Origin of the sequence: Nocardiopsis coralli (assembly GCF_014892575.1) — a bacterium.
Lineage (GTDB): Bacteria > Actinomycetota > Actinomycetes > Streptosporangiales > Streptosporangiaceae > Nocardiopsis > Nocardiopsis coralli.
Genome location: NZ_JADBGI010000016.1, coordinates 75,340 through 95,011 on the forward strand (window position 1 = coordinate 75,340; position 19,672 = coordinate 95,011).

Genomic DNA, 19,672 nt, shown 5'->3' on the forward strand with positions numbered 1-19,672 from the left:
CTCCTAATGGGCGACACCGGAGGCGCCGTGCTCGTCGACGAGGGCGCCCGTGGTGAAGCGTTCGAGGGAGAAGGGGGCGTTGAGGGGGTGGGGGCCGTCGTTGGCGATGGTGTGGGCGAAGCACCAGCCCACGCCCGGTGTCGCCTTGAACCCGCCGGTGCCCCAACCACAGTTGACGTAGAGGCCTTCGAAGGGCGTCAGGCCAACGATCGCGGAGGCGTCGGGGGTGACGTCGACGACCCCGCCCCAGGTGCGCAGCACGTGCGCCCGGGCGAACATCGGGAACAGCTCGACCGCCGCGGCCATCTGCCGTTCGATCGTGTGGAAGGCACCCCGCTGGGAGTAGGAGTTGTAGGCGTCGATGCCGGCGCCGAGCACGAGCTCTCCCTTGTGGGCCTGGGAGACGTAGACGTGCACGGCGTTGGACATCACCACGGTGGGGTGCACCGGCTCCAGCAGCTCCGAGACCAGCGCCTGCAGCGGGTGGCTCTGCACCGGCAGGCGCAGGCCGAGGGTGTCGGCGAGCACGGACGAGTGGCCCGCGGCGGCCATCGCGACCTTGCCCGCACGGATCGGGCCGCGGGTGGTCTCGACCCCGACGATCCGGTCGCCGACCCGTTCGAACCCGGTGACCTCGCAGTTCTGGACGATGTCGACGCCCATGCGGTCGAGCGCCCGGGCGAACCCCCAGGCCACGTGGTCGTGCTTGGCGATCCCGGCCCTCGGCTGCCAGGTGGCGCCCATGACCGGGTAGCGCAGGTCCTCGGAAGTGTCGATGATCGGGCAGACCTCGGCCACCTGCGCGGGGTCGAGCCACTCGGCGTCGATGCCGTTGAGCCGGTTGGCGTTGACCCGCCGCACGCTGTCGCGCACGTCCTGCAGGGAGTGCGCCAGGTTGAGCACGCCCCGCTGGGAGAACAGGAGCGGGTAGTCGAGCTCGTCCTCCAGGCCCTCCCACAGCTTCAGGGAGTGTTCGTAGAGGCCGGCGCTCTCGTCCCACAGGTAGTTGGACCGGATGATGGTGGTGTTGCGGGCCATGTTGCCGCCCGCGAGCCACCCCTTCTCCAGCACGGCGATGTCGGTCATCCCGTGGTTCACGGCCAGGTAGTAGGCGGTGGCCAGCCCGTGCCCGCCGCCGCCCACGATGACCGCGTCGTAGGAGGCCTTGGGCTCGGGGGAGCTCCAGAGCCACTCCGGGTGCTCGGGCAGGTCGGCTCCGGGGGTGCGCGGCGCCATCAGGGTGCTCCGTCCGTGTGCGGGTAGAGGGGGAAGTCGGCGGCGAGCTTCTCCACGCGCGTGCGCAGGGCACCCGCCGCGGCCTCGTCCAGCGCCGGGTCGAGGGCCTCGGCGACGACGTCGGCGACCTCGGTGAACTCGGCGGCGCCGAAGCCCCGTGAGGCCAGGGCCGGGGTGCCGATGCGCAGGCCCGACGTGACCATGGGCGGACGCGGGTCGTCGGGCACCGCGTTGCGGTTGACGGTGATGCCGATCCGGTGGAGGCGGTCCTCGGCCTGCCTGCCGTCGAGCTCGGATCCGCGCAGGTCGACCAGGACCAGGTGCACGTCGGTGCCGCCGGAGACCAGGCGCACGCCCTTGCGCGTGCAGTCCTCGGCCGAGAGCCGGTCGGCCAGGATCCGGGCACCCTCGACCGTGCGGCGCTGGCGCTCGGCGAATGCGGGCTCTGCGGCGAGCTTGAACAGCACCGCCTTTCCGGCGATGACGTGTTCGAGCGGGCCGCCCTGCTGGCCGGGGAAGACCGCGGAGTCGAACTTCTTGGCCAGGGTCTCGTCCGCCGACATCACGACCCCGCCGCGCGGCCCGCCCAGGGTCTTGTGCGTGGTCGTGGTGACCACGTGGGCGTGGGGGAGCGGGTCGGGGTAGAGGCCGGCGGCCACGAGCCCGGCGAAGTGGGCCATGTCCACCATCAGGTACGCCCCGACCTCGTCGGCGATCTCCCGGAACCGGGCGAAGTCGAGCCGGCGGGGATAGGCCGACCAGCCCGCGACGATCAGCCTCGGACGCTTCTCGCGGGCCAGCCGGGCGACCTCGTCCATGTCGACCCTGTGGTCGGGGCCGACGTGGTAGGGCACCACGTCGTAGAGCTTGCCGGAGAAGTTGATGCGCATGCCGTGGGTGAGGTGGCCGCCGTGGGCCAGGTCCAGGCCCATGATGGTGTCGCCCGGGCTGAGCAGGGCGAACATCGCTGCGGCGTTGGCCTGGGCGCCCGAGTGCGGCTGCACGTTGACGTAGGCGGCGCCGAAGAGGGCCTTGGCACGGTCGATGGCCAGCTGCTCGACGACGTCGACGTTCTCGCAGCCGCCGTAGTAGCGCTTGCCCGGGTAACCCTCGGCGTACTTGTTGGTCAGGACCGATCCCTGGGCCTCCAGCACCGCCTGCGGTGCGAAGTTCTCCGAGGCGATCATCTCCAGCGTGGAGCGTTGCCGGTCCAGCTCGGCGTCGACCGCCGCGGCGACCTCGGGGTCGACCTCCGACAGCCGACCGTGGGGGAGGTCGGGCGCGCCGGCCCTGGGTGAGGGGGTCATGGGGATTCCTTCCACGCGGGGAACCGGGGAGGGGAGAGAAGGTCGGACGACCTGGGGACGAACAGAAACTGATCTGACATATCAGTTGGCGCTCAGCATAAGGAGGCGTCCGGAGCGGGCGCAAGGGTCGATTTTTGTCCGGTCGATTTTCCGGCGAGCTCTTGACCGCGGTAATTTCCGGAGCCTAATCTGCCGACCATCTGATATATCAGTCTGCTGACGACATGCCGGCGCCTCGGAAGGTCACCGCGAACCTCCGAGGGCCCACGGCGGATCCGCCCGCCCGCACCCCTCTCCCCGAGAGCCCTCCCGAAGCACCCCTGCCCCCGCTCTCGCCTCTCACCCCGGCCGCACCACTTCCGTGCCCGCGCGCGATCACACAGGGCATCCACGGGTGACCACGAGTTAGGAGACCCTCATGAGTCCCACCCCCCGCGTCGTCATCATCGGGGCCGGCATCGTCGGCGCCAACCTCGCAGACGAACTCACCGCACGTGGATGGAACCGCGTCACCGTGGTCGATCAGGGGCCCCTGCCCCTCACCGGCGGCTCGACCTCGCACGCGCCCGGGCTCGTCTACCAGACCGGCCCCTCCAAGACGATGACCGCGTTCGCCCAGTACACGGCCGAGAAGCTCCGAGGCCTGGACGTCGACGGCGCGTGGTGCTTCAACCAGGTCGGCGGCCTGGAGATCGCCACCACCCCCGAACGCCTCGCCGACCTGCACCGCAAGCAGGGCTGGGCCACCTCCTGGGGCGTGCCCGGAACCGTCGTGGGCCCCGAGGAGTGCGCCCGGCTCCACCCGCTCCTCGCCCCCGACGAGGTGCTCGGCGGGTTCCACACCCCCACGGACGGGCTCGGCAAGGCCTCCCGCGCGGTGATCGCCCTGGCCCGCCGGGCCGAGGCGGCCGGGGCGGAGTTCCGGGGATCGACACGCGTGCTCGGCATCAACCAGCAGGGCGGCCGGGTCACCGGGGTGCACACCGACCAGGGCGACATCCCCGCCGACATCGTGGTCTCCTGCGCCGGCTTCTGGGGCCGCCGGGTGGGCGACATGGTCGGCATGAAGGTGCCGCTGCTGCCCATGGCGCACCAGTACGCCCGCACCGACCAGGTCCCCGAGCTGGTCGGCCGCAACGACGAGCTCTCCGAGGCGCGCCTGCCGATCCTGCGCCACCAGGACCACGACCTCTACTACCGCGAGCACAACGACCGCATCGGGATCGGCACTTACGCGCACCGTCCCATCCCGGTCTCGCTCACCGACCTGCCCGAGAACGAGGACGGCTCCACCTCCGAGGAGGAGATGCCGTCCATGCTGCCCTTCACCGACGAGGACTTCGCGCCCTCATGGGAGCAGAGCAAGCGCCTGCTGCCCGCCCTGCGCACGGCCAAGGTCGAGGCCGGCTTCAACGGGATCTTCTCCTTCACCCCCGACGGCGGGCCCCTGATCGGGGAGTCCCCCGACGTCGCGGGGTTCTGGATCGCCGAGGCCGTCTGGGTCACGCACTCCTCCGGCGTGGCCCGTTCCGTGGCCCAGCTGCTCGTCGACGGGCGCAGCGAGGTCGACCTGCACGGCTGCGACGTGCACAGGTTCGACGAGATCGAGACCGTCGACGACTACGTCGAGGAGACCTCCAAGCAGAATTTCATCGAGATCTACGACGTCACGCACCCCTCGCAGCCCAAGTTCTCACCGAGGGACCTGCGGGTGAGCCCTTTCCACGCACGCCAGCGCGAGCTCGGCGCGTTCTTCCTGGAGAGCCACGGTTGGGAGCGCCCGCACTGGTACGAGGCCAACGCCCCGCTGGTCAAGGAGCTGCCCGCCGAGTGGTATCCGCGGCCGCGCGACCCGTGGTCGGCGATGTACCACTCGCCCATCGCGGCCGCCGAGGCGTGGAAGACGCGCAACGCCGTCGCGATGTACGACATGACCCCGCTCAAGCGCCTGGAGGTCACCGGCCCCGGAGCGATCGCCTTCCTCGACCGGCTCACCACCAGCAAGATGGACCGCGTGCCCGGCTACGTCGCCTACACGCTCCTGCTCGACGAGGCCGGGGGTGTGCGCAGCGACATCACGGTCGCGCGGCTCGACGAGCACACTTTCCAGGTGGGGGTCAACGGCAACCTCGACCTCGACCGCCTGCGCCGCGAGCTGCCCGCCGACGGGAGTGTGCAGCTCCGCGACGTCACCGGCGGCACCTGCGGGATCGGGGTGTGGGGCCCCCTCGCCCGCGACCTCGTCCAACCCCTGAGCCGCGACGACTTCTCGGACGACGGCCTGAAGTTCTTCCGCTGCATGCGCGCCCACATCGGCGGCATCCCCGTCACGGTGCTGCGCGTGTCCTACGTCGGTGAGCTGGGCTGGGAGATCTACACCAGCGCGGAGTACGGGCAGAAGCTCTGGGACGTGCTGTACGAGGCCGGGCGCGAGCTCGGTGTCGCCCCCGCCGGCCGGGCCGCGTTCAACAGCCTGCGCCTGGAGAAGGGCTACCGCGCCTGGGGTGCGGACATGAACACCGAGCACAACCCCTACGAGGCCGGCATCGGGTTCGCGGTGCGCATGGGCAAGAAGGGCGACTTCATCGGTCGCGAGGCGGTCGAGGCCCTCGACCCCGACGCGGTCTCCAGGCGCCTGACCTGCCTGACCGTCGACGACGGCCGCAGTGTCCTGCTCGGTTCCGAGCCGGTGCTGATCGGCGGGGAACCGGCCGGCTACGTCACCTCCGCGGCCTTCGCCCACACGCTCGGCGTCCCGATCGCCTACGCGTGGCTGCCCTCCTCGGCCGTGCCCGGCACACCCGTGGAGATCCAGTACTTCGACCGCAGGGTCAGGGCCACGGTCGCGGCCGAACCCCTGGTCGACCCGGAGATGAAGCGCATCCGCCGCTGATCGGCGCCCCTCCCTCGCCCCCCACCGGAGGACCCCATGCGATCCGACACCGTCGACACCTATCTCAGCGAGCTCGCCGCACGTGTACCCGCACCGGGCGGAGGGGCGGCCGGTGCGCTGCACGCCGCCCAGGGCGCGGCGCTGGTCGCCATGGTGGCCCGCTACAGCAACGGGCCCGCCGAGGCCGAGCAGGCGCCCACCGTCGAGCGGGTGCGCGAGAGCGCGGACACCCTGCGCGAACGTGCGCTCGTGCTGGCCGACCAGGACGTCTCGGCGTTCCGGGGTGTGGGCCGGGCCCACCGGATGCCGCGGTCCACACCCGAGGAGCAGGACGCCCGGACCCGGGCGATCGCCGGTGCGCTGTCCGAGGCCGGGCGGGTCCCGGCCGAGGTCGTCGCGGTCGCCTCGCGTGTGCTCGACCTGGCCGAGCAGTTGCGCCCGCTGTGCAACCCGAACGTCGTCTCCGACATCGCCGCGGCGGCCGAGGCGGCCCGGGCCGCTGCGGCCACCTCACGGGTCAACGTCGAGATCAACCTGGGCGCGGGAGCGGACCTTCCGAACCGGGACGAACTGGCCGGAGCGGTCGCCGCCACCGACGCCGTCCTCCGCAGGGCCGACGAGACCACCGAAGCAGTCAGGGAGCAGATCCTCCGATGACCACACTTCCCTCTCCAGCCACCAAATCCCTCGACGGCACCGGGGTGGCGCGCGGGATCCGCGCCGAGGTCGCCGCCGACGCCGTCGAACTCAACCTGGCCGGGACCACGCCGCGGCTCGCCCTCGTCGTCGCCACCGACCACGGTTCCAGCGCCTGGTACGTACGCCAGATCGCCCGGGCCGCCTCGGCCGCCGGGCTCCTGTGCGACGTGATCGACCTGGGGCCGGAGGCGGGCCCGGAACAGATCCGGTCCGCCCTGTCACGGCTCAGCGCCGATCCCGCCGTGCACGGGATCATGCTGCAGACACCGCTGCCCGCCGGCGCCGACTTCGGTGAGCTGGCGGGCGCCATCGACCCGGCCAAGGACGTGGACGGGGCCAACCCCGTCTCCCAGGGGCGCCTGGCGGCCGGGCTGCCCGCACACCCGCCCGCGACGGCCGCCGCGGTGCTGGCCCTGCTCGACCACTGCGAGATCCCCCTGCTCGGGCGCTCGTGTGTGGTCGTGGGGCACTCGAACGTGGTCGGCAGACCCGTGGCCCAGCTGCTGTTGCGCCGCGACGCCACCGTGACGGTCTGCCACCGCCACACCGAGGACCTGGAGGCCTATACACGCACCGCCGACGTCCTGGTCGTGGCGGTGGGAAGGCCCGGGCTCATCACGGCCGGGCACGTCGGCCGGGACGCGGTCGTCATCGACGTCGGGACCACACCCACCCCCGACGGAGGTCTGGCCGGCGACGTCGACCACGCGGCCGTGGACGGGCGGGTCCGTGTCCTGAGCCCGGTCCCTGGCGGGGTCGGCCCGGTCACCACCGCGCAGCTGCTCCGGCACACGGTCCGGAGCGCCGCCGCGCTGGGAGGAGGCCGGTGACGGCCCGGATGCGGGCCCCTGGCGGGGGCGGCGGGACGGGCCGCCCCCGTTCAGGTGACCGCGCGGATCGCCTTCTCGAAACCGATGACGTGCTCGCGTGCGAGCTCGGAGACCATGTCGCCCTCGCCGTCGGCGATGCCGCGCAGCAGGGTCACGTGCTCGCTGATGTGCCGGTCCAACCGGGTGAGCCGGTCGATGAACAGGCAGAAGAGCCGCGTCGCGAGGTTGTGGTAGCGCAGGAGCGTGTCCTCCAGGTGCGGGTTGGCCGCGGCCCGGTAGATGCTCCGGTGCACCCGCAGGTCCCAGCGCATGAGCTCGCTGCGGTCGGTGTTCTCCACGTCCAGGGCCTCGATCTTGTCGGCGAGCCCGGAGAGCTGCTCCCTGGTGCCGCGCCCGGCCACCTCGGCGGACCGGCGTGCGGCCACGGGTTCCAGGTTCACCCGGATCTCGCTGATGTAGGCCAGGTCGCTGATGTCCACCCCGGTCGCGAACGTGCCGCGGCGGGGATAGGAGACCACCAGGCGTTCGGTCTGCAACCGCTTGAGGGCCTCGCGGACGGGGGTGCGGCCGATGCCCAGGGACTCGCTCAGGACCCCGTCGTCGATGGGGGCCATCGGCGGGATGTCCAGCATGATCAGGCGTTCCTGGATCTCGGCGTAGGCGCGGTCGGCCAGCGACATGGACGGCGGTTCGAGCTCCTTGGGGGTGGTGATCATGCGCCCATCCTAGGACCTGGTGCCGCAGCCCCAGAACAAGTCGACATCAAAGCGATACAACTAGTATTTCAGGGGCAAAGGTGACTATCTCCGTATTCGACCTTTTCAAGGTAGGAATCGGGCCTTCCAGTTCCCACACGGTCGGCCCGATGAGAGCGGCGCAGCTCTTCGTCTCGCGCCTGTCCTCGACCGGAACCCTGCCGGCCACCGCGACCGTTCGCTGCGAACTCTTCGGCTCCCTCGGCGCGACCGGGCACGGCCACGGCAGCGTCAAGGCCGTCGTGCTCGGGCTCATGGGGGAGCAACCCCACCTCGTGGACCCCGTCGGTGCCGAACCCGCCGTGCGCGCCGTGCGGGAGGAGGGGTGGATCGCTCTCGCAGGCCACCACAGGATCCGGTTCGACACCGACGAGGACGTGGTCCTGCACCGCAACCGGCGCCTGGACTTCCACAGCAACGGCATGGTGCTCCACGCCCTCGGCGCCGCAGGGGAGGTCCTCGAACGCCGCGAGTACTACTCCGTCGGCGGCGGGTTCGTGCTCGACGAGGACGAGACCGGCAGCCCCGTGCTCGTCCAGGACGCCACCCCCGTGCCGTACCCCTTCACCACCGGCGACGGACTGCTCGGCCGGACCCGGGAGAGCGGGCTGCCGGTCAGCGGCGTCATGTACGCCAACGAACGTGTGCGCCGCACCGACCAGGAGATCCGCGAGGGCCTCCTGCGGATCCGCGCGGTCATGCACGAGTGCGTCGAGAACGGCACCCGCGCCGAGGGGTCCCTGCCCGGCGGCCTCAAGGTCAGGCGCCGCGCCCGCGAACTCCGCACCCGCCTGGATAACGATCCTGCCGCGGGCGGTGCCGATCCCCTGGAGTGGATCACGCTCTACGCGCTCGCCGTCAACGAGGAGAACGCGGCGGGCGGACGTGTGGTGACCGCGCCCACCAACGGCGCCGCCGGCATCGTGCCCGCCGTCCTGCTCCACGCCGAGCGGGTCCTGCCCGGGTTCGACGACGACGCAGCGGTGCGCTTCCTGCTCACCGCCGGGGCGATCGGGCTCGTGTTCAAGGAGAACGCCTCGATCTCCGGCGCCGAGGTCGGTTGCCAGGGCGAGGTCGGGTCGGCGTGCTCCATGGCGGCCGGGGCCCTCGCCGAGGCGCTCGGCGGTACCCCCGAACAGGTGGAGAACGCCGCCGAGATCGGCATCGAACACAACCTCGGGCTGACCTGCGACCCCGTCGGCGGACTGGTCCAGATCCCCTGCATCGAGCGCAACGCCGTCGCCTCGGTCAAGGCCGTCACCGCCGCGCGCATGGCCCTGCGCGGCGACGGTCAGCACCACGTTTCCCTCGACAAGGCCGTCAAGACCATGCGGGAGACGGGCGCCGACATGAAGGACAAGTACAAGGAGACCGCCCGCGGCGGGCTGGCTCTCAACATCGTGGAATGCTGAGGAGACCCCCATGACCCGATCGTTCGTCCTCACCCTGAGCTGCCCCAACCGCACCGGCATCGTGCACGCGGTCAGTTCCTTCCTCGTCGAGCACGGCTGCGACATCGGCGAGTACCAGCAGTTCGACGACCCCGTGCAGGGGCGGTACTTCCTGCGCGCCCAGGTCGATGCTCCCGAGGAGGCCGACCTCGCCCTGACGGAGCGCCGGTTCGAGCCGGTGGCCGCCGACTTCGGGATGGACTTCAGCTTCTCCGACCGCAGCGCGGCCCGGGTCCTGGTGATGGTGTCGAAGACCGGCCACTGCCTCAACGACCTGATCTTCCGCTGGCGCACGGGGAGCCTCGGTGCCGAGCTCGTCGCCGTGGTGTCCAACCACGAGGACCTGCGGCCGATGGCGGAGGGCGCCGGACTGCCGTTCGTGCACGTCCCGGTCACCCCGGAGAGCAAACCCGAGGCGGAGGCGCGGCTCCTGGAGCTGGTCGACGAGTTCGACGCGGAGCTCGTGGTGCTGGCCCGCTACATGCAGGTGCTCTCCGACCAGGCGTGCAAGGCGTTGGAGGGCCGCGCCATCAACATCCACCACTCGTTCCTGCCGGGTTTCAAGGGTGCCAAGCCCTACCACCAGGCCTACGAGCGCGGGGTCAAGCTCGTGGGCGCCACCGCCCACTACGTCACCTCCGACCTCGACGAGGGCCCGATCATCGAGCAGGAGGTGATCCGGATCGACCACACCCATGACCCCGCCGCGCTGCAGCGGGTCGGGCGCGACGCCGAGGCGCTGGCCCTCTCCCGCGCGGTGCGCTGGCACTGCGAGCGGCGGGTGCTGTCCAACGGCAGGAGCACCGTGGTCTTCGACTGACGGCGCCGCCCGTGCCCGGCCCTGCGCGCGTCCGGGCGCGGGCGCCGGACGTTTTCAGGGGATGAATGTTGTCACTGGCCAAATGTGGCCAGCGGGCACTGTTCTCCCGCAGCCGGGGCAGGGACCGGACCATGACCGAGAAGACCACATCCCCCCGCATGGGCCGGTTCAACATCGTCCGGCAGTTCATGCTGCTCCAGCGCTACGGGCAGAACCACCCGTGGACCTACATGGGCCGGGTCACCGTGGCCGTCACCCTCTACGGCGCCGTTCTGATCGGGATCTGCGCCGTCCCGCTCTTCCTGTTCGGCAACACCACGTTGGCCGAGGCGTGGCCCTGGCTGCTGGTCCTGTTCGGCTCGCTGGTTCTCGGCGGAGCGTTCGGCGCAGGCGTCGGACTGTTCATGCTGAAGTGGACCACGAAGGACGGCGCGGTACCCCGCGACGCCGACCCCGACACCCTGCGGGCGGCCCAGCGCCACCTGCGCAAGGGGGTGCTCAGCGGGGACCCGGAGACCGACCGGCTCGCCCGGCACCTGGTTCCCCAGGCCAGGCGCGGGAACTCCACCAAGCTCCTGGTGGTCCTGTTCGTCGTGGCCGCCGGCCCCTTCCTGGTGCTCCAGGTGCTCCGGCACATCGGAGGAGACGGCGACCCGTTGGCCCTGGTGCTGGGGGCGTTCATGGTCGTGGCCTTCGCGATCGCCTGGCCCTTCGCCCGAAAGCGCAAGCGCAACTCCGCCAGGTTCGCCGAGGCCCACGACGCCGAGTACGGCCCGCCCGAGCACGGGAACGGGCCGCCCGCCCCGGAGGACGGACGGCCCGCGCAGGGTTAGGCCCTCAGCCGCCGTTGGACTGGCGGACGCCCTCGGCCAGGGCGTCGAAGGTGTAGATGTGGCCGCCGTCGTCACCGCTCACCGTCATGTAGGCGTCGGTGGTGCCCGGCTCGATCGCCACGTTGGTGGCCGAGTACAGGCCCTCGGCGTCCTCCTCGGGCACCCGCACCGTGGCCAGGTGCTCGCCCAGGGAGCTGTACACGTACATCGCCGGCTCGCCGTGGATCGCCTGGTACAGGTTCCCGTCTCCGTCGACCGCGATCGAGTCGATCCGGCTCGTGCCGCCGTCGAAGTGGATCGCCGCGTGCGAGGTGGCCACCTCGGTGCCGTCCCCGTTCAGCTCGTAGTGGTCGACCCGGTTGGCGCCGTACAGGCCGACCCACAGCCCGGCGAAGTCCTCGGTGAAGGAGATCCCGTTCGGCGGCGGCAGCTCGTCGGCCAGGACCGCGGCCTCGGCGGTCTCGTGGTCGACCCGGACCACACGGCCCTTCTCCTCCCACGCGGGCTCCTCGAACCCGGCCATGTCGCTGACGTACATGTTCCCCTCCTCGTCGAAGGCCAGGTCGTCGGGGAACATCCGCTCGCCCTCGACCTCGCCGGAGAAGAACACCTCCGGATCCTCGCCGTCGGGGGTGACCGAGACGATGCGCCCGCCCCCGAAGTCGGTCAGGTACAGCCGGTCGTCGTGCGGGCTGAACTGGGCCGAGGTGTAGGAGCCCTCATCATCGGTGTACACGCCGCTCAGCTCGGTGGAGTCGGTGTCCAGGCTCAACACCTTGGGCTCGCCCTCGGGCGCGGTCACGTCGACGAACCGCAGCTCGCCGTCGGGGGCGAAGGTCGGGCCCTCGAGCAGGGTCATCCCCGTCTCCTCGTGGACCTCGGTGGCCTGCACCAGGTGCTCGGCGGTCACGTCCTCGGCGGGGCCGTCCGCGGCCTCGCCCTGGGCGAGGGAGCAGCCGGCCGTGCTCACCACGAGCGCTGAGGCGGCCAGTGTGCGCACCGTCGCGGTACGTCGCGGACTGCGGGCATGGGTGGGCATACGGTTCCTCACTGGTCGGGGGAGGGGATCAGGCCTCGGTGTGCAGGACCTCGTGCACGTGCTCGTCGCGCCACCGTTCCAGCAGCGCGTGGAAGGAGACGGGGCCCGGGCTGTAGGAGAGCGATCCCGGGCTGCCGGCACCCTCGTTGTTGTAGTACCCCGGGGTGCACTCCTGCTGGAAACGGCTGTTGTCGTAGGCGCATCCCCGCAGGGTCTGCGCCCAGGACTCCGCGGCCTCCGCCGTCGGTTCGATCACCCGCGCCCCGGCCTTGCGCCCCGCGGCCACGACAGCGGCGATGTGCTCGGCCTGCTCCATGAGGATGTGCGTGAAGTTGACCGAGGTCGCGTTCTGCAGCGGGCCCAGGTGGAACAGGTTCGGGAACCCGGGGCTGTAGAACCCGTGCAGGGTCCGCGGTCCGGCCTGCGACCAGTCCTCCAGCAGCTGCGTGCCTCCGCGGCCCCGCACCGGCAGCGCCCCGGTCAGCACGCCCGAGACCCCCACATCGAACCCGGTCGCGAAGACCACGCAGTCGACCCGGTACTCCTGGTCGCCGACCACGATCGAGTCCTCGGTCATGCGTGTGATGCCGCCGTGGTCGGCGGTGTCGACCAGCTCCACGTTCGGCCGGTTGAAGGCCTGCAGGTAGTGGTCGCTGAACGTGGGCCGCTTGCACATGTACCGGTACCAGGGCTTCAGGGCCTCGGCGGTCTCCCGGTCCTCGACCACGTCGTCCACCCGGGCACGGATCTGCGCCATCTTCCGGGCGTCGGCGAGCTCGTCGAGGCGCTCGCGCTCCTCCTCGGAGAGTTCGGTGTCGCGCGCCCCGGTGATCATCTGCCGCTGCAGGCGGGCGGTGCCGGTCCAGCCGTCCTGGACCAGGTCGCGGTCGGTCTCTTCACCGGAGACGACCGAGAGGAAATTCTCCATGCGCTCGCGCTGCCACCCCGGCCCGAGGGAGGACGCCCACTCGGGGTCGGTGGGACGGTTGTCGCGCACGTCGACCGTGGAGGGGGTGCGCTGGAAGACGAGGAGGCGTTCGGCGTCGCGTGCCAGGTGCGGCACGATCTGCACCCCGGTCGCGCCGGTGCCCACGACCGCGACCGTCTTGTCGGCGAGCTCGTCCATGCCGCCGTACTGGTCGCCGCCGGTGTAGGCGTAGTCCCAGCGGCTCGTGTGGAAGGTGTGGCCGCGGAAGTCCTCGATACCGGGGATCCCGGGGAGCTTGGGCTGGGTCAGGGTCCCGGACGAGGTGACGACGTAGCGGGCGCGTACGCGGTCGCCGCGGTCGGTGCCCACGGTCCACTCTGCGGCCTCGTCGTCCCAGTCGAGCGAGGTCACCCGGGTGTGGAAGAGGACGTCGCGGTAGAGCCCGAAGGTCTCGGCGATGGCCACGGCGTGCTGCCGGATCTCCTCGCCGGGTGCGTAGCGCCACTCGGGGACGTAGCCGACCTCTTCCAGGAGCGGCATGTACGAGTAGGACTCGATGTCGCAGTGGATGCCGGGGTAGCGGTTCCAGTACCAGGTGCCCCCGAAGTCCCCGGCCTCGTCGGTCATGCGCAGCGACTCCACGCCGGCCTGCCGCAGCCGGGCCGCGGTCGAGAGGCCGCCGAAGCCGCCGCCGATGACGAGGACCTCCACGGAGTCGGTGAGCGGGTCGCGTTCGGTCCACTCGGTGTAGGGGTCCTTCGCGTAGTAACCGAACGAGCCGGTGGCTGAGCGGTACTGCGCCCTGCCGTCGGGCCGCAGGCGGCGTCGGCGTTCGCGGGCGTAGCGCTCCCGCAGTGCCTCGAGATCGATGTCGTCGGCCAGGTTCTGGGGCGTGCTCAAGGTGCGGTCCTCACTCACGGGATACGGCGTCACCGGCTAACAGTTAGGTGGAGCCTAACCGATGTTCCGCTGCTAGATTGACCGCGGGGGAGGTGCCGGAGGATGCCGGAGAAGACGAGCGAGCAGCTCATAGCGGAGTACACGACCGAACGCCGTGCGCTAGCGCGCATGCTCGCGGGGCAGCGCATGCAGCCCTTCCTCGGGCTGGAACTCACGCTCCACCAGCTCAAGATCGTGCTGCTCGTGGCCACCGGCTCCGCCACCACCGGGCGGGAACTCGCGCGGTCCCTGCAGGTGTCCGCCCCGACCGTCTCCGCGAGCGTGGACAAACTGGTCGCCCTCGGTTACCTCGCCCGTGAGGAATCCGGGGCCGACCGGCGCGTGACCCGCTTGGTCGCCACACCGATGGCCGGCGACATCCAACGCCAGTTCCTCGCCGAACCCGACCCCTCCACCGAGGTGCTGACCTCTCTGCACCCGGACGACCTCGACGCGCTCGTACGCGGCATGACCGCACTGCGCCGCGCGATCGAGCAGCGTTCCTGACACAGAAAAGACGGGCCCCCGAAGGGGCCCGCCGAGAACCACCGGCCGAGTCACGTGCCCGGTGGTCGGGAGAGTGGAGCCGCGGCCTCAGCCTTTCTGTGCGGCCTCGTATTTGTCGACCACCGACTGGGGGATGCGGCCGCGCTCGTTCACCTCGAGGCCCGCCTCCTTGGCCCACGCGCGGATCTCCGCGGCGCGCTGCTGGTTCGAGGACGAGCGCGCGGTTTTCACCTTGCCCTTGGCGGCTTTACGGGCCTTCTTCCGGCCGGCCTCGATGAAAGAGTCCAGGGAGTCGCGGAGTTTCGCTGCGTTGTCGCTGCTCAGGTCGACCTCATAAGTGGACCCGTCCAGACCGAACGTCACCGTCTCGTCCGCTTCTCCGCCGTCCAGATCATCGACGAGAAGAACTTCCACCTTCTGTGCCATGGGTCCCCCTGAAGTACGCTGCTATTGCCAGTCAAAAATAACACGCGTTCACCTTCAACTGAGACTCGGTAAAATGCCGGTCTTTCGTACGGGCCGTCCCGGTGTGAAGAGCCGCACAGGTGAAGGAACGCTTTCTGGCCTTTTGGCTGCCCCTGCGGAATCCCGCCGCCCGGAACACGCGTCGCGCCCCACATCGGGCCGTGCGCCCCGAAAGGCGAGGTCGAACGGCCCGGTCGGGTGACCCTAGCCGGAGTAGAGCGAAAGCAGCCTCTCGACCTCCGGGCCGACCGCTGCGTAACCCGCACCCAGATATCGGCGGGGATCCACCGCCTCCGGGCGGTCGTCCAGTGAGGCCCGCACGGCAGCAGTGAAGCAGACGTTGAGGTGCGTCGCGACGTTGACCTTGGTGATCCCCGCCCTGATCGCCTGTTTCATGCCGTCGTCGCTCACCCCGGAGGAACCGTGCAGGACCAGCGGGACCTCCAGCGCCGAGGCGAGGGCGCCGATCAGGCCGGTGTCCAGCTCGGCGGTGCGTTCGGTCATGGCGTGGGAGGAGCCCACCGCCACCGCCAGCAGATCGACGCCCGTGCGGCGGACGAAGGCCGCGGCCTCCCGGGGGTCGGTGCGTGCGCTCGGGGCGTGGACCCCGTCCTTGCCGCCGACCTCGCCCAGTTCGGCCTCGACCGACACCCCCCGCGCGTGGCAGAACTCCGCGACCTCGCGCGTGGTGGAGACGTTCTCCTCGAAGGCCAGGGCCGAGCCGTCGTACATGACGGAGCTGAAGCCCAGTTCGACGGCTCTCTCGACCAGGGCGACGTCGGTGGCGTGATCCAGGTGGACCACGACCGGGACGCGTGCGTCGGCCGCCACCCGCAGGGCCGCGAGCCCGAGCGGTTCGAGGCGTCCCCGGTGGTACTTCACGGCGTTCTGGCTGATCTGCAGCACCACGGGTGCGCCCACGGCCTCGGCGGCGTCCACCAGTGTGGTCGCCATCTCCAGCTGCACCACGTTGAACGCGCCCAGCCCGGTGTTCTCCGCCCGGCAGCGGTTGCCGGCCTCGGTGAGGGAAACAAGCGGCATCCCGACCATCCTCCTTCGTCGCCCTACGTCGGGGTGCACGGGTTCGAGCACTTCGCTCACTTCGATGACGGAAACACCCCTGGACCGATCATGAAGGCGATGCTAGCTTCGTGGCAAACGTCACATAAATGCGAGGTCGGAGGGGAGTCCATGAGCGGACGCCACATGCTCGAGGAGCTTCGGTCGCAGCCGGCGGTGTGGAACCGCGTGCTGTCCGAGGCGCTGCCCGAACACGCCGGGGTCCTGCCGAGACACGGTGAGCGGGTCCAGGTCCTCGGCTGCGGTTCCTCGTGGTTCATGGCACAGGCCTACGCCGCGGCACGTGAACAGGAAGGGCTCGGCGAGACCGACGCCTTCACCCCCACCGAAGCGCCCCTGTCCCGCGGTTACGACAGCGTCGTGCTGATCTCACGATCCGGCACGACCAGCGAGGTCCTCGACGTACTGAGGCGCCTGCCCACAGGGGTCCCGACGGTCGCGATCGTGGGTGACCCCGACTCGGCACTGGCCCGGCACGCCACACACGCCGTCCGTCTGCCGTTCGCCGACGAACACAGCGTCGTGCAGACACGGTTCGCGACGTCGGCCCTGGTCCTCCTGCTGGGCTCGCTCGGGGCCGACCGGTTCGGGTTGGACCGCGCCGTCGTCGACACCCGGGACCTGCTGGCGGAGCTCGAGCTCGACGACGCCACCGGAACGGGCCCGCTGGGCAAACCCCTGGACGAACAGCTCCTCGCCTCGGAGCAGTTCACCTTCCTCGGGTCGGGCTGGTGCCTCGGGCTGGCCCACGAGGCGGCGCTGAAGATGCGTGAGAGCTGCCAGGCGTGGACGGAGTCCTATCCCTCGATGGAGTACCGGCACGGCCCGATCGCGATCGCGGGCCCGGGCCGGGTCACCTGGCAGTTCGGCGGCGCCCCGCCCGGGCTCGCCGAGCAGGTCGGCACGGCCGGCGCCCGCTTCGAGGCCTCCGACCGGCATCCGCTCGCGGAGTTGGTGCGGCTCCACGCGGCCGCCCTGACCCGGGCCCGGCGCCATGGGCTCGACCCCGACCACCCGCGCTCATTGAGCCGTGCGGTCGTCCTGGACGACGAGAGCCTCTGAGGACGCCGGGGATGGAACGGTGTGACGCGCTGACCACCGCCGCGCACGGGCGTGCCGTCGGCCCCGGTGCCGCGGCCCTGGCCGTGGACGTCGGCGGCACGGCCGTCAAGATCGGCCTCGTCGACCCCCGGGGTGTGATCACCGACGGGGCCACGGTCGCCACCCCCGGGCCCGGGCCCGGCGTCGAGGACCGGATCGTCGGCCTCGTCACCGACGCGGCCGAGGGGTTGCGCAACCGGTACGGGCGCGACGCGGTCGCCGCGGTCTCCGTGGTGGTGCCCGGTATCGTCGACGAGGCCCGGGGCCTGGCCGTGCACTCGGCCAACCTCGGGTGGCGGGGCGTGCCCTTCGCGCAGAAGCTCCGCGACCGGACCGGGCTCCCCGCGACGATGTCCCACGACGTGCGCGCTGCCGGCCTGGCGGAGTTCGGCGACGCCGGAGCCGCGCACAACGCCGTCATGATCACCATCGGCACCGGGATCGCCGCTGCGCTGAGGATCGACGGACGGTCGTACTCCTCCGGCGGTTACGCGGGCGAGGTCGGTTTCCTCGAGGTGAACGTGGAGACCTCGGAGGGCCTCTTCACGGGCCCGTTGGAGAACATCGCCTCGACCCGCGCGATCGCCGAGGCCTACACCCGACGCACCGGCCGCGCGGTGAACGGATCGGCCGACGTGCTGGCGAGGATCGGTGCGGGCGACCGTGTCGCCGCGCAGGTCTGGGACGGCGCGCTCGGGGCCATCCACCAGGCCTGCCACCAGATCGTCACCCTGCTGGCGCCCGAGGCGATCATCCTCGGCGGGGGACTGAGCGAGGAGGCCGGCATCAGCGCGGCGGTCTCCGAGAGGCTCGAGCACACCCTGACCTTCCACCGGAGACCGGCGCTGTCGAGAGCCCGGCTCGGATCGGCCGCCGGCCTGATCGGCGCCGCGATGCTCTCGCGGGACGACCCTTCGGTGTCCGTGTGCCCGCAACGCTCGGAACAGGGGCAGCGGGACGAGGGGGGATCGGTATCGCGGTAATGTGCGTCACCCCCAACCCCGCACACGACTGGACCTGGCGTGCATCGGCGCTCGTCCCGGGAACGGTGTCCCGGGTCGGCCCCGGATCGGCACGGCTCGGCGGCAAAGGCGTCAACGTCGCACGCATCGTGCACGGCGCCGGTGTCCCCGCCCTCGCGGCCGGTCCCCTCGACCGCACGGTCGAGCCCGCGGACACGGAAGAACGCTCGTGGTGGGCGTTCACCGCTTCCCCGACCGGACTGCGGCGGACCCTGACCGTGGTGGAGGAGGACGGCCGCACCACACTCCTGAACGAGACCGGGCAGCCCCACCCGGACCACGTCTGGCAACGGCTCCTGCACGACATCGAGGACCGCTGCGGGGCCGGCGGCCTCCGGGCGCTGGTCGTGTCCGGGAGCCTGCCCCCGGGAACGCCCGCCGCCCTCGTCGTGGACCTGGTGGCCATCGCACACCGGCATTCCGTGCCCAGCATCGTCGACGCCTCGGGCCAGGCCCTGAAGGAGGCCGCCCGGGCCGGGGCCACCTGGGTCAAGTGCAACGCCGACGAGCTCGCCGAGAGTGTCCCGGGCACCGTCGACAAGGGCATCGCCGGCCTCGGGCGGCTCGGTGCAGGCAACGTGCTGGTGACGGCCGGGGCCGAGGGCATCATCGCCGCCACCGGGCTCGCCCCGGGGGCCGGCCGGACACCCGGAAGCCCCGACACCGACGGCGGCGCCCCGTCGCTCCTTAGGGCGCGCACCCCGGGAGCGCTGAGGGGCAACACCACCGGCGCGGGCGACGCCGTCACCGCGGGCCTGGCGCTGGGGCTTGCCGCGGACGAACCGGAACCGCTCACCACGACCCTGCGCCGCGCCGTCGGATACGGCGCCGCCGCGGTGCTCGCCCCCTGCGCCGGACGACTGCACCCCAGCCACCCGGAGCTCGTGGCACAGGCAGACGTGCGACGGGACACTGTTCCGGTCGATGTGTCCCGCCACCATGTCAGGAGCACAGGCCGATGAGCCGTCAGCAGCGCATCTACTACATCCTCGAGAACATCGAGGAGTCCGGCACGATCTCGATCACCGACATCGTCGCCGACCTGGGCGTCTCGGAGGCGACCGCCAGGCGCGACCTCGACCACCTGGCGGCGAACAACCTGATCGAACGCCGGCGCGGGGGAGCGGGGCGCCGTTCGGTGGCCTACTCGCTGGCCCTGCGCGGTGAGACCCAGCAGCACCGGCGTTCGAAGGAGCTCATCGCCGAACACGCGCTGTCGACGCTCGAACCGGGCCAGTCCGTGGGCCTGTCCGGCGGCACCACCACCTACGCGATCGCCGACGCCCTGGGCAACCGCGAGGACCTGCACAGCGGGCTCACGGTGGTCACCAACTCGGTGGAGATCTCCAGCCGACTGGCCGTCCACCCTGAGATCTCGATCCTGGTCACCGGCGGCCGACTCAACAGCAAGAGCTACGAGCTCGTCGGCACGTTCGCCGAACTCATCATGAAGCACCTGTGGCTGGACCGGTCCTTCATCGGGGTCAACTCCTTCTCCGCCGACGTCGGGGCCGGAACGGTGAACGAGAACGAGGCGAGCGTCAACCGGCTCATGGCCCAGCGGTCGGACGTGGCCGCCGTGGTCGCCGACTCCTCGAAGTACGGCCGGCGTTCCTTCGGCGTCGTGGGCGACGCCGACACCTTCCATTCCCTGATCACCGACGACCGGCTCCCCGACGAGGCCCGCGCGGCCCTGGAGGGTGCCGGATACACCGTCCACACCGTGAGTGAGGAGACCGAGACGTGACCCTCGTGTCCACCTGAGAG

At 71.1% G+C, this 19,672-nt stretch carries 18 protein-coding genes; 11 read left to right on the forward strand and 7 right to left on the reverse strand.

All coding sequences use genetic code 11. From position 1 onward, the window contains the following. Positions 1-3 precede the first annotated feature (3 nt). Together IDM40_RS18300 and glyA are read right to left on the reverse strand one after the other, a co-directional pair. A complete protein-coding gene (locus tag IDM40_RS18300; RefSeq protein ID WP_193123244.1) occupies positions 4-1,236 on the reverse strand; it encodes a sarcosine oxidase subunit beta family protein in 1,233 nt (410 codons plus the stop codon). After that, positions 1,236-2,543: a serine hydroxymethyltransferase gene (gene glyA, locus IDM40_RS18305; protein ID WP_193123245.1), complete on the reverse strand. Its 1,308-nt coding sequence runs from the start codon at positions 2,541-2,543 to the stop codon at positions 1,236-1,238. The genes IDM40_RS18300 and glyA overlap by 1 nt, the downstream gene beginning before the upstream one ends. Positions 2,544-2,961: 418 nt before the next feature. Here glyA and IDM40_RS18310 point away from each other — a divergent pair, with 418 nt between their 5' ends. From IDM40_RS18310 to IDM40_RS18320, 3 genes are read left to right on the forward strand one after another with little or no spacing between them, the layout of a single operon-like run. After that, a complete protein-coding gene (locus IDM40_RS18310) occupies positions 2,962-5,436 on the forward strand; it encodes a GcvT family protein (RefSeq protein WP_193123246.1) in 2,475 nt (824 codons plus the stop codon). 36 nt (positions 5,437-5,472) lie between these two features. Continuing rightward, positions 5,473-6,093, forward strand: a complete 621-nt coding sequence (locus IDM40_RS18315) for a cyclodeaminase/cyclohydrolase family protein (protein WP_193123247.1) — start codon at positions 5,473-5,475, stop codon at positions 6,091-6,093. After that, positions 6,090-6,965 carry a bifunctional 5,10-methylenetetrahydrofolate dehydrogenase/5,10-methenyltetrahydrofolate cyclohydrolase gene (locus tag IDM40_RS18320; protein ID WP_193123248.1) on the forward strand — a complete coding sequence of 292 codons (876 nt, stop codon included), beginning with the start codon at positions 6,090-6,092 and terminating at the stop codon, positions 6,963-6,965. The genes IDM40_RS18315 and IDM40_RS18320 overlap by 4 nt, the downstream gene beginning before the upstream one ends. Positions 6,966-7,015: 50 nt before the next feature. On the opposite strand, the gene IDM40_RS18325 is transcribed toward IDM40_RS18320, so the two are convergent. Further along, positions 7,016-7,681, reverse strand: coding sequence for a GntR family transcriptional regulator (locus tag IDM40_RS18325; protein ID WP_193123249.1), 666 nt, complete (start codon positions 7,679-7,681; stop codon positions 7,016-7,018). An 80-nt stretch (positions 7,682-7,761) separates the two neighbouring features. Here IDM40_RS18325 and IDM40_RS18330 point away from each other — a divergent pair, with 80 nt between their 5' ends. The 3 genes from IDM40_RS18330 to IDM40_RS18340 all read left to right on the forward strand — a co-directional run bounded on the left by IDM40_RS18330 (position 7,762) and on the right by IDM40_RS18340 (position 10,824). Beyond that, a complete protein-coding gene (locus tag IDM40_RS18330) occupies positions 7,762-9,132 on the forward strand; it encodes an L-serine ammonia-lyase (protein WP_193123250.1) in 1,371 nt (456 codons plus the stop codon). A 10-nt stretch (positions 9,133-9,142) separates the two neighbouring features. After that, complete coding sequence (gene purU, locus IDM40_RS18335) at positions 9,143-9,991, forward strand: formyltetrahydrofolate deformylase (RefSeq protein ID WP_193123251.1); 849 nt, start codon at positions 9,143-9,145, stop codon at positions 9,989-9,991. Between the two features lie 131 nt (positions 9,992-10,122). Next, entirely contained in the window at positions 10,123-10,824 is a 702-nt protein-coding gene (locus IDM40_RS18340; protein WP_193123252.1) for a hypothetical protein, read from the forward strand. A 4-nt stretch (positions 10,825-10,828) separates the two neighbouring features. Here IDM40_RS18340 and IDM40_RS18345 read toward each other — a convergent pair whose 3' ends face one another. Together IDM40_RS18345 and IDM40_RS18350 are read right to left on the reverse strand one after the other, a co-directional pair. Then, on the reverse strand, positions 10,829-11,863 hold the full coding sequence (locus IDM40_RS18345; protein WP_193123253.1) for an SMP-30/gluconolactonase/LRE family protein: 1,035 nt from the start codon (positions 11,861-11,863) through the stop codon (positions 10,829-10,831). Between the two features lie 28 nt (positions 11,864-11,891). Continuing rightward, complete coding sequence (locus IDM40_RS18350; RefSeq protein ID WP_193123254.1) at positions 11,892-13,691, reverse strand: flavin-containing monooxygenase; 1,800 nt, start codon at positions 13,689-13,691, stop codon at positions 11,892-11,894. Between the two features lie 102 nt (positions 13,692-13,793). Here IDM40_RS18350 and IDM40_RS18355 point away from each other — a divergent pair, with 102 nt between their 5' ends. Next, complete coding sequence (locus IDM40_RS18355) at positions 13,794-14,237, forward strand: MarR family winged helix-turn-helix transcriptional regulator (protein WP_193123255.1); 444 nt, start codon at positions 13,794-13,796, stop codon at positions 14,235-14,237. 87 nt (positions 14,238-14,324) lie between these two features. Here IDM40_RS18355 and IDM40_RS18360 read toward each other — a convergent pair whose 3' ends face one another. Together IDM40_RS18360 and IDM40_RS18365 are read right to left on the reverse strand one after the other, a co-directional pair. Next, the gene (locus tag IDM40_RS18360) at positions 14,325-14,663 is read right to left on the reverse strand and encodes a histone-like nucleoid-structuring protein Lsr2 (RefSeq protein WP_193123256.1); all 339 of its coding nucleotides are present in this window, start codon (positions 14,661-14,663) and stop codon (positions 14,325-14,327) included. Between the two features lie 243 nt (positions 14,664-14,906). Further along, complete coding sequence (locus tag IDM40_RS18365; RefSeq protein WP_193123257.1) at positions 14,907-15,743, reverse strand: class II fructose-bisphosphate aldolase; 837 nt, start codon at positions 15,741-15,743, stop codon at positions 14,907-14,909. A 150-nt stretch (positions 15,744-15,893) separates the two neighbouring features. Here IDM40_RS18365 and IDM40_RS18370 point away from each other — a divergent pair, with 150 nt between their 5' ends. Genes IDM40_RS18370 through IDM40_RS18385 form a run of 4 tightly spaced genes read left to right on the forward strand, consistent with a single transcriptional unit; the run spans position 15,894 to position 19,652 of the window. After that, the gene (locus IDM40_RS18370; RefSeq protein ID WP_193123258.1) at positions 15,894-16,844 is read left to right on the forward strand and encodes an SIS domain-containing protein; all 951 of its coding nucleotides are present in this window, start codon (positions 15,894-15,896) and stop codon (positions 16,842-16,844) included. Positions 16,845-16,855: 11 nt separating this feature from the next. Further along, positions 16,856-17,866: an ROK family protein gene (locus IDM40_RS18375; protein WP_193123259.1), complete on the forward strand. Its 1,011-nt coding sequence runs from the start codon at positions 16,856-16,858 to the stop codon at positions 17,864-17,866. Beyond that, positions 17,866-18,867, forward strand: coding sequence for a 1-phosphofructokinase family hexose kinase (locus IDM40_RS18380; RefSeq protein ID WP_193123260.1), 1,002 nt, complete (start codon positions 17,866-17,868; stop codon positions 18,865-18,867). Before IDM40_RS18375 ends, IDM40_RS18380 begins: the two co-directional genes overlap by 1 nt. Further along, positions 18,864-19,652 carry a DeoR/GlpR family DNA-binding transcription regulator gene (locus tag IDM40_RS18385; protein ID WP_193123261.1) on the forward strand — a complete coding sequence of 263 codons (789 nt, stop codon included), beginning with the start codon at positions 18,864-18,866 and terminating at the stop codon, positions 19,650-19,652. Before IDM40_RS18380 ends, IDM40_RS18385 begins: the two co-directional genes overlap by 4 nt. Positions 19,653-19,672: the final 20 nt, after the last annotated feature.

Bases quoted from the DNA above. Each gene is read 5' to 3' on its own strand.
- IDM40_RS18300 (WP_193123244.1), bottom strand. From the start codon at position 1,236: ATGGCGCCGCGCACCCCCGGAGCCGACCTGCCCGAGCACCCGGAGTGG.
- glyA (WP_193123245.1), bottom strand. From the start codon at position 2,543: ATGACCCCCTCACCCAGGGCCGGCGCGCCCGACCTCCCCCACGGTCGG.
- IDM40_RS18310 (WP_193123246.1), top strand. From the start codon at position 2,962: ATGAGTCCCACCCCCCGCGTCGTCATCATCGGGGCCGGCATCGTCGGC.
- IDM40_RS18315 (WP_193123247.1), top strand. From the start codon at position 5,473: ATGCGATCCGACACCGTCGACACCTATCTCAGCGAGCTCGCCGCACGT.
- IDM40_RS18320 (WP_193123248.1), top strand. From the start codon at position 6,090: ATGACCACACTTCCCTCTCCAGCCACCAAATCCCTCGACGGCACCGGG.
- IDM40_RS18325 (WP_193123249.1), bottom strand. From the start codon at position 7,681: ATGATCACCACCCCCAAGGAGCTCGAACCGCCGTCCATGTCGCTGGCC.
- purU (WP_193123251.1), top strand. From the start codon at position 9,143: ATGACCCGATCGTTCGTCCTCACCCTGAGCTGCCCCAACCGCACCGGC.
- IDM40_RS18340 (WP_193123252.1), top strand. From the start codon at position 10,123: ATGACCGAGAAGACCACATCCCCCCGCATGGGCCGGTTCAACATCGTC.
- IDM40_RS18345 (WP_193123253.1), bottom strand. From the start codon at position 11,863: ATGCCCACCCATGCCCGCAGTCCGCGACGTACCGCGACGGTGCGCACA.
- IDM40_RS18355 (WP_193123255.1), top strand. From the start codon at position 13,794: ATGCCGGAGAAGACGAGCGAGCAGCTCATAGCGGAGTACACGACCGAA.
- IDM40_RS18360 (WP_193123256.1), bottom strand. From the start codon at position 14,663: ATGGCACAGAAGGTGGAAGTTCTTCTCGTCGATGATCTGGACGGCGGA.
- IDM40_RS18365 (WP_193123257.1), bottom strand. From the start codon at position 15,743: ATGCCGCTTGTTTCCCTCACCGAGGCCGGCAACCGCTGCCGGGCGGAG.
- IDM40_RS18370 (WP_193123258.1), top strand. From the start codon at position 15,894: ATGAGCGGACGCCACATGCTCGAGGAGCTTCGGTCGCAGCCGGCGGTG.
- IDM40_RS18375 (WP_193123259.1), top strand. From the start codon at position 16,856: ATGGAACGGTGTGACGCGCTGACCACCGCCGCGCACGGGCGTGCCGTC.
- IDM40_RS18380 (WP_193123260.1), top strand. From the start codon at position 17,866: ATGTGCGTCACCCCCAACCCCGCACACGACTGGACCTGGCGTGCATCG.
- IDM40_RS18385 (WP_193123261.1), top strand. From the start codon at position 18,864: ATGAGCCGTCAGCAGCGCATCTACTACATCCTCGAGAACATCGAGGAG.